Here is a 14,954-nt window from a genome sequence, read left to right on the forward strand (position 1 = left end):
TGCGCTGGACGGGCGCTTCTTTCGAAGTTCGATCCATTTTCGGTGGGCCAGCCGTTCGAGGTGCGTTTGGGGTGAAGGCCGCTCTTGACCGGGCGGCCCCGCACCCCCTAATCCTCCTCCCATGTTCAGTCTGTCCAAGATCCTGTTCCTGATCCTGGTGATCGGCGCCGTGTGGTTCGGCTGGCGCTGGTACAACCGCGTCGGCGCGGTCGGTCGGGACCGCCTGCGCGAGCGGGAGCGTCGCGGCTCCGGAAAGCCCACCTCCACCAGCAGCGGCGGCTCGCCCCAAGTGGCCGCGGAGGACATGGAGAAATGCCCGGAATGCGGCGCCTACGTCGCCCCGCGCTCCGCCGTGGCCTGCGGCCGGCCGGTCTGTCCCTACGGTCGTTGAACCTTAAACCCAGGCGGGCGCTTGATTCCGGGGATTCCGCCGCGTATCGTGCGGCGCGTTTTTCCACACCAATCATAAGTGACCGCCGATGGCCTCCCCGAGCGGGTCTTCCCAAGACAGCCGCGGCCTGTCCTTTCAGGCCCTGATCCTCAAGCTCCACCAGTTCTGGTCGGAGCAGGGCTGCGTGATCCTCCAGCCCTACGACATGGAGGTGGGTGCGGGCACCTTCCACCCGGCGACGACGCTGCGCGCGCTTGGCCCGCAGCCGTGGAAGGCGGCCTATGTGCAGCCCTCGCGCCGCCCGAAGGATGGCCGCTATGGCGAGAACCCGAACCGGCTCCAGCACTATTACCAGTATCAGGTGATCCTGAAGCCCTCGCCGGCCAACCCGCAGGAGCTGTATCTGGAAAGCCTGAAGGTGCTGGGCATCGATCCGTCGCTGCACGACATCCGATTCGTCGAGGACGACTGGGAAAGCCCGACGCTGGGCGCCTGGGGCCTCGGCTGGGAGGTCTGGTGCGACGGCATGGAGGTCACCCAGTACACCTACTTCCAGCAGGTCGGCGGCATCGAGTGCGACCCGGTCGCAGTCGAGCTGACCTACGGGCTGGAGCGTCTGGCCATGTATGTGCAGGGCGTGGAGAACGTCTACGACCTGGACTTCAACGGGCAGGGCGTGAAGTACGGCGACGTGTTCAAGCGCGCCGAGGTCGAATATTCGGCCCACAACTTCGAGCACGCCAACACCGACATGCTGCTCCAGCATTTCAAGGACGCCGAGGCGGAGTGCCAGTCGCTGATTGCCAAGGGCGTCGCGCTGCCGGCCTACGACCAGTGCATCAAGGCGTCGCACCTCTTCAACCTGCTGGACGCGCGCGGCGTCATCAGCGTCGTGGAGCGCGCCGCCTACATCGGCCGCGTGCGCGCGCTGGCGAAAGCCTGCTGCGAGGCGTGGACCGCCGGGGGGGCCAAGTAACATGTCGGTCAACATGCCCGAACTTCTGATCGAGTTCTTCTCCGAGGAAATTCCGGCCCGCATGCAGGCGCGCGCGGCGGACGACCTCAAGCGCCTCGTCACCGAGAAGCTGGCAGCCAACGGCCTGTCCTTCGCGTCGGCCGAGGCCCATTCCACCCCCCGCCGCCTCGCGCTGGTGATCGACGGCCTGCCCGAGCGCACCGCCGACATCCGCGAGGAGAAGAAGGGGCCGCGCGTCGGCTCGCCCGAGCAGGCGGTCGCCGGCTTCCTGAAGTCCGCCGGCCTGACCAGCCTGGACCAGTGCGAGCAGCGCGACACCGGCAAGGGCGTCTTCTACTTCGCCGTGGCGGAGAAGAAGGGGCGCGCCACCGCGGAGGTGCTGGCCGAGATCATCCCGGCGGTCATGGGCGATTTCCCCTGGCCGAAGTCGATGCGCTGGGGGACCGGCACGGTGCGCTGGGTGCGCCCGCTGCACTCGATCATCGCGCTGTTCGGCGGCGCGGTGCTGGAGGGCTCGTTCGACCTGGGCGGCGCGCAGGGCAAGCTGGTGTTCGGCAACAGCACCCGCGGCCACCGCTTCCTGTCGCCGGACGCCTTCACGGTCACCGACTTCGCCGACTACAAGGCCAAGCTGCGCGATGCCCACGTCGTGCTCGACCGCGCCGAGCGCAAGGCCAAGATCAAGGCCGACGCCGAGGCGCTGGCTGCGACGGAGGGGCTGACCCTCTCCCCCGACGACGGGCTGCTGGAGGAGGTCGCCGGCCTCGTCGAATGGCCGGTCGCGCTGGTCGGCACCATCGATGAAAAGTTCATGGACGTGCCGTCGGAGGTCCTCATCACCTCCATGCGCACGCACCAGAAGTATTTCGCCCTGCTCGACAAGGCCGGCAAGATGGCGCCGCGCTTCGTCGTGGTCGCCAACACGGTGACGGCGGACGGCGGCAAGGCCATCGTCGCCGGCAACGAGCGCGTGCTGCGCGCCCGCCTGTCCGACGCCAAGTTCTTCTGGGACCAGGACCGCAAGACGAAGCTGGAAGACCGCGTGTCCAAGCTGGGCGCCATCACCTTCCACGCCAAGCTCGGCACGGTGGCGGAGAAGGTCACGCGCGTCCAGGTCCTGGCCGCCGAGATCGCCCGCGCCATCGGCGCGGACGTTGACGCCGCGACCCGCGCCGCTCTGCTGTCCAAGGCGGACCTCGTGACCGAGGTGGTCGGCGAGTTCCCCGAGGTCCAGGGCATCATGGGCCGTTACTACGCGCTGGGCGAGGGCGAGAACCCGGCGGTCGCCGAGGCCATCGCTGAGCATTACAAGCCGCTTGGGCCGTCGGATTCCTGCCCGACGGCGCCGGTGTCGGTCGCCGTGGCGCTGGCCGACAAGCTGGACACGCTGGTCGGCTTCTTCGCCATCGACGAGAAGCCCACGGGCTCGAAGGACCCCTACGCGCTGCGCCGCGCGGCGCTGGGCATCATCCGGCTGATCCTGGAGAACGGGCTGCGGCTGAACCTGACGCAGCTGTTCAAGGCCGCGCACAGCGCTTACACGGTCGGCGGTTTCGCCGCTGCCGACGGCGTCGCCACCGACTTGATGGCCTTCTTCGCCGACCGCCTGAAGGTCACGCTGCGCGACCAGGGCGTGCGGCACGATCTGGTGGACGCGGTGTTCGCGCTCGGCGGCGAGGACGACCTTGTCCGTCTGCTAGCCCGCGTGAAGGCGCTCCAGACCTTCGTCGGGTCGGAAGAGGGGGCGAACCTGCTCGCCGCCTACAAGCGCGCCAGCAACATCGTCCGCATCGAGGAGAAGAAGGACGGCAAGGCCTACGACCAGCCGGTCGATCCGGCCCTGCTGACGCTCGCCGAGGAAAAGGACCTCTACGGCGCCCTGTCCGCTGCCGGCGAGACGGCCCGGCCGCTGCTGGCGAAGGAGGACTTCACCGGCACCATGGCGGCGCTGGCCCGCCTGCGCGGCCCGGTGGACGCCTTCTTCGACAAGGTGACGGTGAACGCCGAGCAGGCCGACCTGCGCGCCAACCGCCTGCGGCTGCTCAGCCAGATTCGGGCGACGCTGAACGCGGTCGCGGACTTCTCGCGCATCGAGGGGTGATGGGGAGGGGGTGCCGTTGCGGTGCCCCCACCCTCCCACGCTTGCGCGTGGGTCCCTCCCTCCCCCGCTGGGCGGGAGAGGGCCAAGTTTCCCTCCCCTGCGCAGCGGGGGAGGGTCAGGGTGGGGGCCCGTCTCGGCCACTCTCCACCATCCCAACAAAAAAGGGGCGCCCCAGCCGGGCGCCCCTTCTCATTTCCCAAGCTCCCCTTACCGCGCGGCGCGGTTCGCGGCGCTGACCAAGGCGCGCAGCGAGGCGGTCACGATGTCCGCGTCCATGCCGACGCCGAACAGCGTGCGCTCGTCGTTGGTCTTCACCTCGACATAGGCGCAGGCCTGGGCGTCCTCGCCCTCGCCGACGGCGTGCTCGCGGTAGTCCACCACATGCAGGTCGATGCCGGCCCCCTGGCGCAGCGCGTCCAGGAAGGCGTCGATCGGACCCTTGCCCGAGCCCTTCAGCGTGCTGACCACGCCGTCGCGCGACACCACCACGTTCAGCACGCGGGCGCCGGAGTTCGGGCCGCGCGGCTCGGTCGAATGCTCGATCAGGGCCAGCGGGGCGTCGATGTCCAGATACTCCGCCTTGAAGGCGTTGTGGATGTCGGTGGGGGCCAGCTCCTTGCCGGTCTCGTCGGCGATGCGCTGCACCGTCTTGGAGAACTCGATCTGCAGGCGGCGCGGGATCTGGATGCCGTAATCCTTCTCCAGCACATAGGCGATGCCGCCCTTACCCGACTGGCTGTTGATGCGGATCACCGCCTCGTAGCTGCGGCCCAGATCCTGCGGGTCGATGGGCAGGTACGGAACCTCCCAGGTGCCGTGATTGGACTTGGCCAGCGCCTTCAGGCCCTTGTTGATGGCGTCCTGGTGCGAGCCGGAGAATGCCGTGAAGACCAGCTCGCCGGCGTAGGGGTGGCGCGGATGGACGGGCAACTGCGTGCAGTATTCGGCGACGCGGACGATCTCGTTGATGTCGTCGATGCGCAGCTCCGGATCGACGCCCTGGGTCAGCAGGTTCAGCGCCAGCGTGATGACGTCCACGTTGCCGGTGCGCTCGCCGTTGCCGAACAGGGTGCCTTCCACCCGGTCGGCGCCGGCCAGCATGCCCAGCTCCGCCGCCGCGACACCGGTGCCGCGGTCGTTGTGCGGGTGCAGGGAGATGATCGCCGCGTCGCGGTTCTTCATGTTACGGCAGAACCACTCGATCTGGTCGGCGTGGATGTTCGGGGTGGACATCTCCACCGTCGCCGGCAGGTTCAGGATGACCTTGTTGGCGGCGTCGGCGCCCCAGGTCTCCATCACCGCCTCGCAGATCTCCAGGGCGAACTCCAGCTCGGTCCCGGTGAAGCTCTCCGGCGAATATTGCAGGACGATCTCGGTCTCCGGATGCTCGGCGGCCAGCTGCTTGATCAGCTTGGTGCCGGCGACGGCGATGTCGACGATGCCCTGGCGGTCCAGCCCGAAGACGACGCGGCGCTGCAACTCCGAGGTCGAGTTGTACAGGTGGACGATGGCGCGCTTGGCGCCCTTGATGCCCTCGAAGGTGCGGCGGATCAGTTCCTCACGGGCCTGGGTCAGGACCTGGATGGTCACGCCGTCGGGGATCTTGCCGCCCTCGATGATCTCGCGGCAGAAGTCGAAATCGGTCTGCGAGGCGGCGGGGAAGCCGATCTCGATCTCCTTGAAGCCCATCTTCAGCAGCGCGTCGAACATCGCGCGCTTGCGGTCCGGACCCATCGGCTCGATCAGCGCCTGGTTGCCGTCGCGCAGGTCCACCGAGCACCAGACCGGCGCCTTCTCGATGGTCCGGTTCGGCCACTGGCGGTCGGTCAGCTTCACCGGGGCGAAGGGGACGTACTTCTCGTGCTTGGCGGCAGAAGTGGCGGCGGGGGTAGCGATGTGGTTCATGACGCTTCGTGATCCCTTGGGAGCCCCGGTTTTATTGCTGCGGGGCATTGTCTCGTGTGGTGTGGGGACCGGCGGGACTACGGTCGCCGAGCTGCCGGGCGGCTCAGCGACCGTTCCTAAGTCGCAGCCCCGGCCCCAGCCGGGAGACACGCTTCACCCCGCAAGGGCGCGTGCCGAAAGGACGCGTGCAATAGGTGCTCATGGGAAAACAGACACTTCGACCAGGGAACAGGGTAGACGAACGCAGACGACCCGGACGCTCAAAGCGCCGGGGTGATAAGTCGCAGAAGGGCGTTCGTGTGGTCGATGCGGGTCATGGGGCACACTCTGCGCAGGCAGGCTTGCTCTGTCAAGCCACGATTCCATGAAATCTTCCGTCGCGGAACGGGGCTTCACATGAAGAACAGGCGGTAGAGGACCGGCAGAAGGATCGCCGTCACCAGCCCGTTCAGCCCCATTCCCAACCCGGCGAAGGCCCCAGCCACCTCGTTGACCTGGAGCGCGCGGGCGGTGCCGATGCCGTGGGCGGCCACCCCCAGGCCGAAGCCGCGCGCCCGCCAGTCCTTCACCCGGACGAGGTTCAGCACCCAGGTGCCGAAGGACGCGGCGATGATCCCGGTCAGGATCACGAAGACCGCGGTGAGGGAGGGCAGGCCGCCGATCTGCTCCGACACGCCCATGGCGATGGGGGAGGTCACCGACTTCGGCGCCAGCGACAGCATGGTGCGCTCCGACGCGCCCAGCGCCCAGGCGATGGCGACGGCGCTCAGCGCCGACGCGGCGGACCCGGTCAGCAGGGCGACCAGCAGAGCCAGGGCGGAGCGGCGGACCTGCTGGAACTGGCGGTAGAGCGGGACCGCCAGAGCCACCGTGGCGGGGCCGAGCAGGAAATGCACGAACTGGGCGCCGTCGAAATAGGTGCGGTAGTCGATCCCCGCCACCATCAGCGTCGCGGCGATCAGCAGCACTGCGATCATCACCGGGTTCAGGGCGGGCCGCCGCCCGAACCGCTCGAACACCCACATTCCCGCCTGATAGGCGGCCAGCGTCAAGGTCAGGCCGGCGAGCGGGCTGGCCGACAGATAGACCCAGATCTCGTGGAAATCGGGGCTCATGGCGCGTCCTCCGCGCCTTCGGCTTCGGTCTCGGCGTCGGGGCCGCGGCGGCTCAGCACGCTCATCACCCAGGCGGTCAGCGCGACGCCGATCAGCGTGCTGCCCAGCAGGGCGGCGGCGATGGGCAGGGCCTCCGCCTCCAGCCGGTTCAGGTGCGCCATCACCCCGACGCCCGCCGGAACGAAGAGAAGCGACAGGTGGCGCAGGATGCCGCCCGCCGTCTCCTGCAGCGGCTCCGGCACGCCGCCGCGGACCAGCAGGCCGGCGAACAGCAGGACCATGCCGAGCACCGGCCCTGGCACGGGCAGATGCAGCAGGCGGGCGGTCAGTTCCCCCGCCAGCTGGCAGGAGAGAAGAAGGGTCAGGGTGCCGAGCATCGGCAGGCTCCGGGCTTTTCGGGGAGGTGGCCGCAGCCTAATCCCGGAGCCTGCCGTGGGGGGAGAGGATATGCCCTACCGCGCCAGCAGTTGAGCCTTGAGCCAGTCGCGCACCTCGCGGCAGACGGCCTCGGCGGTCTCGTCCAGGCAATGGCCGGCGCCGGGCATCAGGACCAGCTTCTTCGGCTCGCGCGCCATGCGGTGGACATGGATGGAGCACATCGGCGTCAGCACCTCGTCGGCCTCGCCATGGACCAGCAGCACCGGGCAGCTGAGGTCCGCCACCGCGTCGGTGCCCAGCCCCTGGGTTGCCAGCGTCACCACCGTGCAGACCGCGCCGCGGTTGGACGCCGCGGCCTGGATCGCCACCGCCCCGCCGAAGGAATGGCCGACCAGGGCGACATGGTGGATGCCCATCCGGCCGAGGAAGGTCAGTCCGCACAGCGCGTCGTAGACCGCCTCGTTCAGCGCGCGCGGATTGCGGTAGCGGACGCGCAGCGAGGCGATGCCGTCCGGCGTGAGATCCTCCGCCAGCCGCGGATAAAGCCCGTGGGCCGGCGAGTCGAAGCCGCCGCCGACGCCGCCCAGCCAGATGACGCCCAGCGTTCCCGCCGCCTTATGCCCATCGGGGGCGGCGTAGAGGCGGGCGTCCACGGCACCGCGGTCGGTGTCCAGGCGCACGGGGGCGAACGCCTCATCCACGGTTTCGCCGATCTGCGCCGACAGGAGCGGCATGGGTGTTCTCCGGCTTGCCAAGGTCTTGCGGGGGTTAACAAGCCACGGGGCATCTCTGTTGCTCCGGCGTGTTGCTTCGGAACCTCGCCGCACCGTCTCCGGTTGTGCCGGGAGGCGGTCCGCGACACGGACCCCGCGATCAGGGCCACGCGCAACGCCCTGCAGCGCCGGGCGCCGCCAATCCGACAAACCAAACCGGGAGAAACCCCATGTCCCGCAGCAACCGCGACACCGAGCAGGAAAAGCACCAGTCCGGCGGCGCCGGAAAGGCCGCCAAGTCCGGCCATGAGGACCCGGACAAGGCCGCCGGCAACAAGCCCGGCCAGAACCAGTCCAGCGGGCAGGGGCGCGAGCGCGGCTCGGGCTCCGGCGGGTCCCGCGGCGCTTCCGACGATCAGCGCAAGCGGGACGGCTGACCGCCACCGCTTCCGCGACGAACCCCCGGCCCGGCTGTTGGCGTCGGGCAAAGCCGTGCAACTGAAAAGAAGTGCGACACATGCTCAAACAGATTTCGGTCGATACCGTGAAGCAGGCCGCCGACCTCGCGTACGAAGCCGTGGCCGACCGCCAGCGTTTCCTTGCGGGAATGCGCAACATCGACCTCGGGGAGCAGACCAGCGAACGCGGTTCGCGGAACCCGACCGATCTCGACGCCCTCAGCATCCTGTCTTCCGACGCCAGCGGAGCGTTGAGCCAGTTGAACCGGATGCTGGAGGACCTGACCCCCGAACAGCGGATGGAACTGCGCGCCGTCATGTTCGTCGGGCGCGGCGATTTCGCCGGAAACCAGTGGGACCGCGCGCTGGACGAGGCCGGGCGGGCCCCGGACGCCACCCACTACACCGACATCGCGGAGCGCATCGACCTGCACCGCGACCTGATGAAGGGGCTGTACGAGCTGGACCTGCTGAAGAAGAAGGACGGGCAATGACCAGGGGCCGGGACGGCGGGCGGCGCCTGGAGGGCTCCGCCGGGACGCTCGAACGTTGGGCCGCCATCCTCGGCGGCACGGCGCTGGGTTTCGCCGGGGCGCGGCGGGGAAGCTGGGCGCTGGCCGCGCTCGGTGGCGGGCTGTTCCTCGCCGGGGCGGCGGGGGTTCCGCTGTCCAGTCCGCTGCGGCAGGCCGCGCTGCCGGCGATGCGCCGGGAGCCGACGACCACCCAGGCGAACGTCACCATCGCGGTCCCGGCCGAGAAGCTGTTCCGCCACTGGCGCAACGTCCGCCATCTGGCGGCGCTGTTCCCCCACCTCGACGCCGTGGAGATCCTGTCCGACACGGAAAGCCGCTGGAAGGCCCATGGCCCCGGCGGCGTTCCGGTGGTCTGGAACAGCCGGCTCGACAAGGTCCGGGAGAACGAACTCATCACTTGGCACACGCTGGAGGGGGCCGACCTGCCGCATCGCGGCACCGTCCTGTTCCGTCCGGCGCCGGGCGGGCGCGGGACGGAGGTGAGCCTGACGCTGGCCTACCACCCGCCGGGCGGTGTCGGCGGCAACGCGGTGTCCCGCCTGTTCGGCACCGCGCCGGAGCAGCAGGCGCGCGAGGCGCTGCGCCGCCTGAAGCGGATCATGGAGGTCGGCGAGCTTCCCACCATCGACGGCCAGCCGAGCGGGCGGGCCGAGCGGGGCGGGTCGCGGTCGCGAATGCAGGAGGTGACGGGATGAGGGCGCTCTGCTGGAACGGCGTGAACGACCTGCGGGTGGAGCGGGTGCCGGACCCCACGATCCTCGGCCCGCAGGACGCGATCATCAAGGTCAGCCTGTCCTCGGTCTGCGGGTCGGACCTGCATCTGATCGGCGGCTACGTCCCCACCATGCGGGCCGGCGACATCATCGGCCATGAATTCCTGGGCGAGGTGGTCGAGAAGGGGCCGGAGGTGACGCGGCTGAACCGCGGCGACCGGGTGATCACCGTGTCGATCATCGGCTGCGGCAAATGCTGGCACTGCCAGCACGAGGAGTTCTCGCTCTGCGACAACTCCAACCCGCAACCGGCCTTCGAGGAGGCGGCCTACGGGCACTGCACCGCCGGCATCTTCGGCTACAGCCACGCCTTCGGCGGCTACGCCGGCAGCCACGCCGAATACATCCGCGTCCCCTTCGCCGACACCAATTGCTTCCGCGTGCCGGAGGGGGTGACGGACGAGCAGGCGGTCTTCGTCTCCGACGCCGTGCCGACCGGCTACATGGCCGCCGACATGGGCAACATCAAGCCGGGCGACGTGGTGGCCGTCTGGGGCTGCGGCGGCGTCGGCCAGATGGCGATGAAGAGCGCCTTCCTGATGGGGGCGGAGCGGGTGATCGGCATTGACCGTTTCCCCGACCGGTTGCGCGCCGCCCAGATGAAGGCGGGGGCGGAGACGCTGGATTACAGCCGCGTCGATATCTACGACGCCTTGCTGGCGATGACTGGGGGGCGTGGCCCGGACGTTTGCATCGACGCGGTGGGCATGGAAGCGGACAGCGGCGCCTCGGCCATCGAAGACCTTTATGATCGCGGCAAGCAGGCCTTGCGGCTGGAGAACGACCGGCCCGCCGTCCTGCGCCAGATGATCCAGTGCTGCCGCAAGGGCGGCACCCTGTCCATCGTTGGGGTCTACGGCGGCCTCATTGACAAGTTCCCCATGGGGGCGGCGATGAACAAGGCGCTGACCTTCCGCATGGGACAGCAGCACGGCCAGCGCTACGTCAAACGCCTGTTCGAGCACATCGAGAAGGACGACCTCGACCCATCCTACCTGTTGACCCACAAATGGGCGTTGGACGACGCCCCCCAGGGCTACCGCATGTTCAAGGAGAAGGCCGACGACTGCATGCGGGTCGTCTTCGCGCCGTGACGGCGGGCCGGAATGAAGGGTGGAAGGCCATGAAGATCGTCTATGCCTATCCGGCGGAGAAGGGGCGCGGCGTCGAGGCCGAGATCGTCGGGGACTTGCGCGACCGCTGCGGCCACGTCGTCCAGACCGGACGCGAGGAGCGCGACGCGGAGCGCGGCGGCGCCGTCGATGTCATCGTCACGCTGGAACTGGACGATGCTCAGCGGGACACCGCTCTCAACCGGCTGCGTGCCCACCCCGCGGTGATCGACGCCGCGGCGGAGAGTTTCGGGGAGCGGGTGTAGGACTCATGCAACGACAGCGGGCTCGGCTCCCGCGGAGTCGCCCAACGGGCGGGTGACGAAGAACGCGCACAACATCTCGTGGCGCTCCCTTCGATGATACCGCAGATGTTCGTCATCAACCCCGTCACCCATGGGACGAAGCCGGTCGGCGCCTGTTGGGGGCGGTGGTCGAAACAGTGCGGTGGAACGTCCCGTGTCGAGTCCTCCCGATGCAGCGCACGCCGGCGGTTCGGCCTTCGCCGTCCGCCGGTGTCCCATAGGCGTCGAACCCGCGCCCGGCGATCGCGCGCTGGCGCGGGTCTGGGCACCCGCCTGCCGCAACGTCCGGCTGCTGGTCGGGCCGGAGGAGCGCGCGGTGGCGCTGGACGCGGAGGGCGATGGCTATTTCTCCGCGATGGTCGAAGAGGTGCCGGTGGGCAGCCTCTACCGGTTCCAGCTCGACGACGGCCCGGCCTTCCCCGACCCGGCGTCCCGCTTCCAGCCCGACGGACCGGAGGGGCCTTCGCAGGTGGTGGACCCCTCCGCCTTCTCCTGGACCGACGCCGGCTGGGCGGGATGCGGCCTGCGCGGGCAGGTGGTTTATGAGATGCACATCGGCACCTTCACGCCGGAGGGAACCTGGGCGGCGGCGGCGCGCGAACTGCCAAGTCTGGCGGAACTGGGGGTGACCGTCCTCGAACTGATGCCGGTGGCCGAGTTTCCGGGGCGCTTCGGCTGGGGCTACGACGGGGTGGACCTGTTCGCCCCGACCCGGCTCTACGGCGGGCCGGACGACATGCGGCGCTTCGTGGACCGCGCCCACGCGCTGGGCCTCGCTGTGATCCTCGACGTGGTCTACAACCACCTCGGCCCCAGCGGGAATTTCCTGTCCAGCTTCGCCCCGGACTACTTCACCACCCGCTACAAGAACGAGTGGGGGGACGCGCTCAACTTCGACGGCCCGAACTGCGGCCCGGTGCGGGAGTTCTTCCGGGCGAACGCCGCCTTCTGGATCGACGAGTATCATCTGGACGGGCTGCGGCTGGACGCCACCCAGCAAATCTTCGACCGCTCCACCCCACACATCATCCAGGAGATCGGGCAGGCCGTCCGCCAAGCGGCGCGCGGGCGCGGCACTCTGCTGATCGGGGAGAACGAATCCCAGCAGGCCGCCATGGCCACACCGGTGGAGCGGGGCGGCTGCGGGCTGGACGCCCTGTGGAACGACGATTTCCACCATACGGCCCGGGTCGCGCTGATCGGGAGGAACGAGGCCTACTACACCGACTACCGCGGCACGCCGCAGGAACTGCTGTCGGCCGTCAAGCACGGCTTCCTCTACCAGGGGCAATGGTACCGCTGGCAGGGCAAGCGGCGGGGGACGCCCACCCATGGGCTGCCGCGCCCGGCCTTCGTCACCTTCCTGCAGAACCACGACCAGATCGCCAATTCGGGCCGCGGCCAGCGGATCCACGCCCTGACCACGCCGGGGCGCTTCCGGGCGCTGACCGCGCTGACGCTGCTGGGTCCCGGCACGCCGATGCTGTTCCAGGGGCAGGAGTTCGCGGCCAGCGCCCCCTTCTACTACTTCGCCGACCACGAGCCCGATCTGGCCGCCAAGGTGGAGACGGGACGGGCGGAGTTCCTGTCCCAGTTTCCCAGCCTCGCCACCCCCGCCATGCGCGCCCATCTGACGCGCCCACAGGACGAGGAGACCTTCCGGCGCTGCAAGCTCGACCACGCGGAACGGGAGGCCCACGCCGAGGTCTGGGCGCTGCACCGCGACCTTCTGCGTCTGCGCCGCGAGGACCCGGTGTTCCGCGCCCAGGGCGACGGCGGGCTGGACGGTGCCGTGCTGGGGGAGGAGGCGTTCGTCCTGCGCTTCTTCGGCGCGAAGAAGGGCGGGGCGGGGGACGACCGGCTGCTGCTGGTCAATCTGGGCCGCGACCTGCGGCTGGACATCCTGCCGGAACCGCTGCTGGCGCCGCCGGTTGGCAGGGACTGGACGCCCCTGTGGTCCAGCGAGGACCCCCGCTACGGCGGCTGCGGCATCGCCCCGCTGGAAGCCTCGGGCGGTGGCTGGCGGCTTCCCGGCCACGCGGCGGTCGTCCTAGCCGCCACGGACGTTGTTCCGGACGAGGAACGGGGCGAAGGCAACGGCACGAGCGCTCAGGAGACCCATGGCTGATTTCATCCGCAAGATCACCCGCGACGCCCTGCGATCCACGCCGGACGCCGCGCTGTCCCGCGAATGGCTGGTCGCCAACGGGCTGGGCGGCTACGCCTCCTCCTCCCTGTCGGGGGCGGTGACGCGGCGCTATCACGGGCTGCTGGTGGCGGCCTTGCCGGCGCCGCTGGGCCGGGTGGTGATGCTGAGCCAGCTCAACGACGTGCTGATCGAGCGCGACGGGACCGAGCGGCGGCTGACCGGCCACAACCCGCAGGCGGACCAGTGGCCCGATCCGAACTATCCGTCCGATGCCGCGCCCTCCGGCCTCGCCGAGTTCCGCATGGAATCCGGGCTGCCGGTCTGGCGCTACGAATTCGGCGATGTGGTGATCGAGAAGCAGATCGTGCTGCCGCACCTGCAGAACATCGTCCACGTCACCTACCGGGTGGTCAAGGCGCCGCAGCCGATCTTCCTGCGGCTTCGCCCGGTGATGGCCTTCCGCAAACTGGAATCCGCGGTGGACGAGCCGTTGGCCCGCGACTACCGCGTCACCGCCCGCGGCCACGAGTACGAGATATGGGCCGGGCCGGAACTGCCGGTGCTGCGCATGACCATCGAGGGGGCGGAGCTTCCCCTGACCCTGGACGGCGGGGCGCGGCGCGACATTGTCTATCCGGTGGAGGCGGAGCGCGGCTATGAATCGCGCGGCTCGCTGTGGACGCCGGGCTATTTCAGCGGTCCCCTCAGCCAGGGCCAGACGCTGAGCTTCGTCGCGGCGACCGAGCCGTGGCAGCGGCTGTGGGCGTTGCCGCCCGCCGACGTCCTGCGCTTCGAGAAGGAGCGGCGGCGGCGCATCGTCGGGACGGGCCATCCGTCGCTGCGCGAAGGATCGATGGCGGAGCTTGTGCTGTCGGCGGACAGCTTCCTGTTCGTGCCGGCGGGCCGCGTCGCCGACCAGATGCGCGCCCGCGCCGAGGGCGACGAGGTGCGCACCGTGATCGCCGGCTACCACTGGTTCACCGACTGGGGCCGCGACACCATGATCAGCCTGGAGGGGCTGACCCTGACCACCGGGCGCCACATGGAGGCCGGCTGGATCCTGCGCACCTTCGCGCACTACATCCGCGACGGGCTGATTCCCAACATGTTCCCCGACGGCAAGGACGAGGGGCTGTACCACACCGCCGACGCCACCCTGTGGTTCTTCCACGCGCTGAACCGCTACGTCCAGGCGACCGGGGACCGGCACACGCTGCAATTGCTGCTGCCCCGGCTCGTCGAGGTGATCGACCATCATCGGCGCGGCACCCGCTTCGGCATCGCCGTGGACCCCGGCGACGGGCTGCTGCGCCAGGGGCGGGAGGGCTACCAGCTCACCTGGATGGACGCGAAGGTCGAGGACTGGGTGGTCACGCCGCGCCGGGGCAAGGCGGTGGAGATCAACGCGCTCTGGTACAACGCGCTGTGCCTGACCGCCGGCTGGCTGACCGAGGAAGGGGACGCCCAGGCCGCCCGCCCGCTGGAGGCGCTGGCGGAGCAGGCCCGCGTTTCCTTCAACACGCGCTTCTGGTGCGCCCACGCCGGGCACCTCTACGACGTGGTGGACGGGGAGCGGGGGGACGACGACGCCTGCCGGCCCAACCAGATCTTCGCCGTCTCGCTCGACAACCCGGTGCTCGACCGCGCCCGCTGGGAGCCTGTGGTGGAGACGGTGCGGCAGCGGCTGCTGACCCCGGTCGGGCTGCGCTCGCTGGCGCCGGGGCAGCGCGACTACAAGCCGAAATACTTCGGCGATCTGCGCGCCCGCGACGCCGCCTATCACCAGGGCACGGTCTGGGGATGGCTGATCGGTCCCTATGTCGATGCGTGGCTGAAGCTGCATCCGGAGGACAAGGCGGGAGCGCGGGAGCTGCTCCAGGGCTTCCTGCCACATCTCGATCAGGCGGGGATCGGCACCATCTCGGAGATCTTCGACGCCGAGCCGCCCTTCAGCCCGCGCGGCTGCATCTCGCAGGCCTGGAGCGTGGCGGAGGTTCTACGCTGCTGGGCGGCAACGGCGGAAGATCGATGATCCTGATGCGATC

At 69.5% G+C, this 14,954-nt stretch carries 14 protein-coding genes; 10 read left to right on the plus strand and 4 right to left on the minus strand.

The window, feature by feature from the left end:
- Nucleotides 1-121: 121 nt before the first annotated feature.
- From H1Q64_RS07915 to glyS, 3 genes are all read left to right on the plus strand, one after another.
- Nucleotides 122-391 (plus strand): hypothetical protein, encoded by a 270-nt coding sequence (locus H1Q64_RS07915; protein ID WP_237903078.1) that lies wholly within the window; start codon nt 122-124, stop codon nt 389-391.
- A gap of 88 nt (nt 392-479) precedes the next feature.
- Nucleotides 480-1,367, plus strand: coding sequence for a glycine--tRNA ligase subunit alpha (locus H1Q64_RS07920; RefSeq protein WP_035675330.1), 888 nt, complete (start codon nt 480-482; stop codon nt 1,365-1,367).
- 13 nt (nt 1,368-1,380) lie between these two features.
- Nucleotides 1,381-3,468, plus strand: coding sequence for a glycine--tRNA ligase subunit beta (gene glyS, locus H1Q64_RS07925; protein ID WP_237904924.1), 2,088 nt, complete (start codon nt 1,381-1,383; stop codon nt 3,466-3,468).
- A gap of 207 nt (nt 3,469-3,675) precedes the next feature.
- Here glyS and leuA read toward each other — a convergent pair whose 3' ends face one another.
- From leuA to H1Q64_RS07945, 4 genes are all read right to left on the minus strand, one after another.
- A complete protein-coding gene (gene leuA, locus H1Q64_RS07930; protein ID WP_237903079.1) occupies nt 3,676-5,373 on the minus strand; it encodes a 2-isopropylmalate synthase in 1,698 nt (565 codons plus the stop codon).
- A gap of 392 nt (nt 5,374-5,765) precedes the next feature.
- A complete protein-coding gene (locus H1Q64_RS07935) occupies nt 5,766-6,488 on the minus strand; it encodes an LrgB family protein (RefSeq protein ID WP_237903080.1) in 723 nt (240 codons plus the stop codon).
- Nucleotides 6,485-6,865, minus strand: a complete 381-nt coding sequence (locus H1Q64_RS07940) for a CidA/LrgA family protein (RefSeq protein ID WP_237903081.1) — start codon at nt 6,863-6,865, stop codon at nt 6,485-6,487. The genes H1Q64_RS07935 and H1Q64_RS07940 overlap by 4 nt, the downstream gene beginning before the upstream one ends.
- 75 nt (nt 6,866-6,940) lie before the next feature.
- Nucleotides 6,941-7,600, minus strand: coding sequence for an alpha/beta hydrolase (locus tag H1Q64_RS07945; RefSeq protein WP_237903082.1), 660 nt, complete (start codon nt 7,598-7,600; stop codon nt 6,941-6,943).
- A gap of 209 nt (nt 7,601-7,809) precedes the next feature.
- On the opposite strand from H1Q64_RS07945, the gene H1Q64_RS07950 reads away from it, so the two are divergent.
- The 7 genes from H1Q64_RS07950 to H1Q64_RS07980 all read left to right on the plus strand — a co-directional run bounded on the left by H1Q64_RS07950 (nt 7,810) and on the right by H1Q64_RS07980 (nt 14,941).
- The gene (locus H1Q64_RS07950; protein ID WP_237903083.1) at nt 7,810-8,016 is read left to right on the plus strand and encodes a hypothetical protein; all 207 of its coding nucleotides are present in this window, start codon (nt 7,810-7,812) and stop codon (nt 8,014-8,016) included.
- Between the two features lie 80 nt (nt 8,017-8,096).
- Nucleotides 8,097-8,531 (plus strand): DUF3775 domain-containing protein, encoded by a 435-nt coding sequence (locus H1Q64_RS07955; protein ID WP_038526583.1) that lies wholly within the window; start codon nt 8,097-8,099, stop codon nt 8,529-8,531.
- A complete protein-coding gene (locus H1Q64_RS07960; RefSeq protein WP_237903084.1) occupies nt 8,528-9,265 on the plus strand; it encodes an SRPBCC family protein in 738 nt (245 codons plus the stop codon). Before H1Q64_RS07955 ends, H1Q64_RS07960 begins: the two co-directional genes overlap by 4 nt.
- A complete protein-coding gene (locus H1Q64_RS07965; RefSeq protein WP_237903085.1) occupies nt 9,262-10,437 on the plus strand; it encodes a zinc-dependent alcohol dehydrogenase in 1,176 nt (391 codons plus the stop codon). Before H1Q64_RS07960 ends, H1Q64_RS07965 begins: the two co-directional genes overlap by 4 nt.
- Before the next feature lie 29 nt (nt 10,438-10,466).
- Entirely contained in the window at nt 10,467-10,721 is a 255-nt protein-coding gene (locus H1Q64_RS07970; protein WP_237903086.1) for a hypothetical protein, read from the plus strand.
- 193 nt (nt 10,722-10,914) lie between these two features.
- Nucleotides 10,915-12,888, plus strand: coding sequence for a malto-oligosyltrehalose trehalohydrolase (gene treZ / locus H1Q64_RS07975; protein WP_237903087.1), 1,974 nt, complete (start codon nt 10,915-10,917; stop codon nt 12,886-12,888).
- Nucleotides 12,881-14,941 carry an amylo-alpha-1,6-glucosidase gene (locus H1Q64_RS07980; RefSeq protein WP_237903088.1) on the plus strand — a complete coding sequence of 687 codons (2,061 nt, stop codon included), beginning with the start codon at nt 12,881-12,883 and terminating at the stop codon, nt 14,939-14,941. The genes treZ and H1Q64_RS07980 overlap by 8 nt, the downstream gene beginning before the upstream one ends.
- Nucleotides 14,942-14,954 lie beyond the last annotated feature (13 nt).

It is taken from the genome of Azospirillum brasilense (assembly GCF_022023855.1).
GTDB lineage: Bacteria > Pseudomonadota > Alphaproteobacteria > Azospirillales > Azospirillaceae > Azospirillum > Azospirillum brasilense_F.

Excerpts from the sequence above, each read along its gene's own strand:
- H1Q64_RS07915 (WP_237903078.1), top strand. The coding sequence starts at position 122 with ATGTTCAGTCTGTCCAAGATCCTGTTCCTGATCCTGGTGATCGGCGCC.
- H1Q64_RS07920 (WP_035675330.1), top strand. The coding sequence starts at position 480 with ATGGCCTCCCCGAGCGGGTCTTCCCAAGACAGCCGCGGCCTGTCCTTT.
- glyS (WP_237904924.1), top strand. The coding sequence starts at position 1,381 with ATGCCCGAACTTCTGATCGAGTTCTTCTCCGAGGAAATTCCGGCCCGC.
- leuA (WP_237903079.1), bottom strand. The coding sequence starts at position 5,373 with ATGAACCACATCGCTACCCCCGCCGCCACTTCTGCCGCCAAGCACGAG.
- H1Q64_RS07935 (WP_237903080.1), bottom strand. The coding sequence starts at position 6,488 with ATGAGCCCCGATTTCCACGAGATCTGGGTCTATCTGTCGGCCAGCCCG.
- H1Q64_RS07940 (WP_237903081.1), bottom strand. The coding sequence starts at position 6,865 with ATGCTCGGCACCCTGACCCTTCTTCTCTCCTGCCAGCTGGCGGGGGAA.
- H1Q64_RS07945 (WP_237903082.1), bottom strand. The coding sequence starts at position 7,600 with ATGCCGCTCCTGTCGGCGCAGATCGGCGAAACCGTGGATGAGGCGTTC.
- H1Q64_RS07950 (WP_237903083.1), top strand. The coding sequence starts at position 7,810 with ATGTCCCGCAGCAACCGCGACACCGAGCAGGAAAAGCACCAGTCCGGC.
- H1Q64_RS07955 (WP_038526583.1), top strand. The coding sequence starts at position 8,097 with ATGCTCAAACAGATTTCGGTCGATACCGTGAAGCAGGCCGCCGACCTC.
- H1Q64_RS07960 (WP_237903084.1), top strand. The coding sequence starts at position 8,528 with ATGACCAGGGGCCGGGACGGCGGGCGGCGCCTGGAGGGCTCCGCCGGG.
- H1Q64_RS07965 (WP_237903085.1), top strand. The coding sequence starts at position 9,262 with ATGAGGGCGCTCTGCTGGAACGGCGTGAACGACCTGCGGGTGGAGCGG.
- H1Q64_RS07970 (WP_237903086.1), top strand. The coding sequence starts at position 10,467 with ATGAAGATCGTCTATGCCTATCCGGCGGAGAAGGGGCGCGGCGTCGAG.
- H1Q64_RS07980 (WP_237903088.1), top strand. The coding sequence starts at position 12,881 with ATGGCTGATTTCATCCGCAAGATCACCCGCGACGCCCTGCGATCCACG.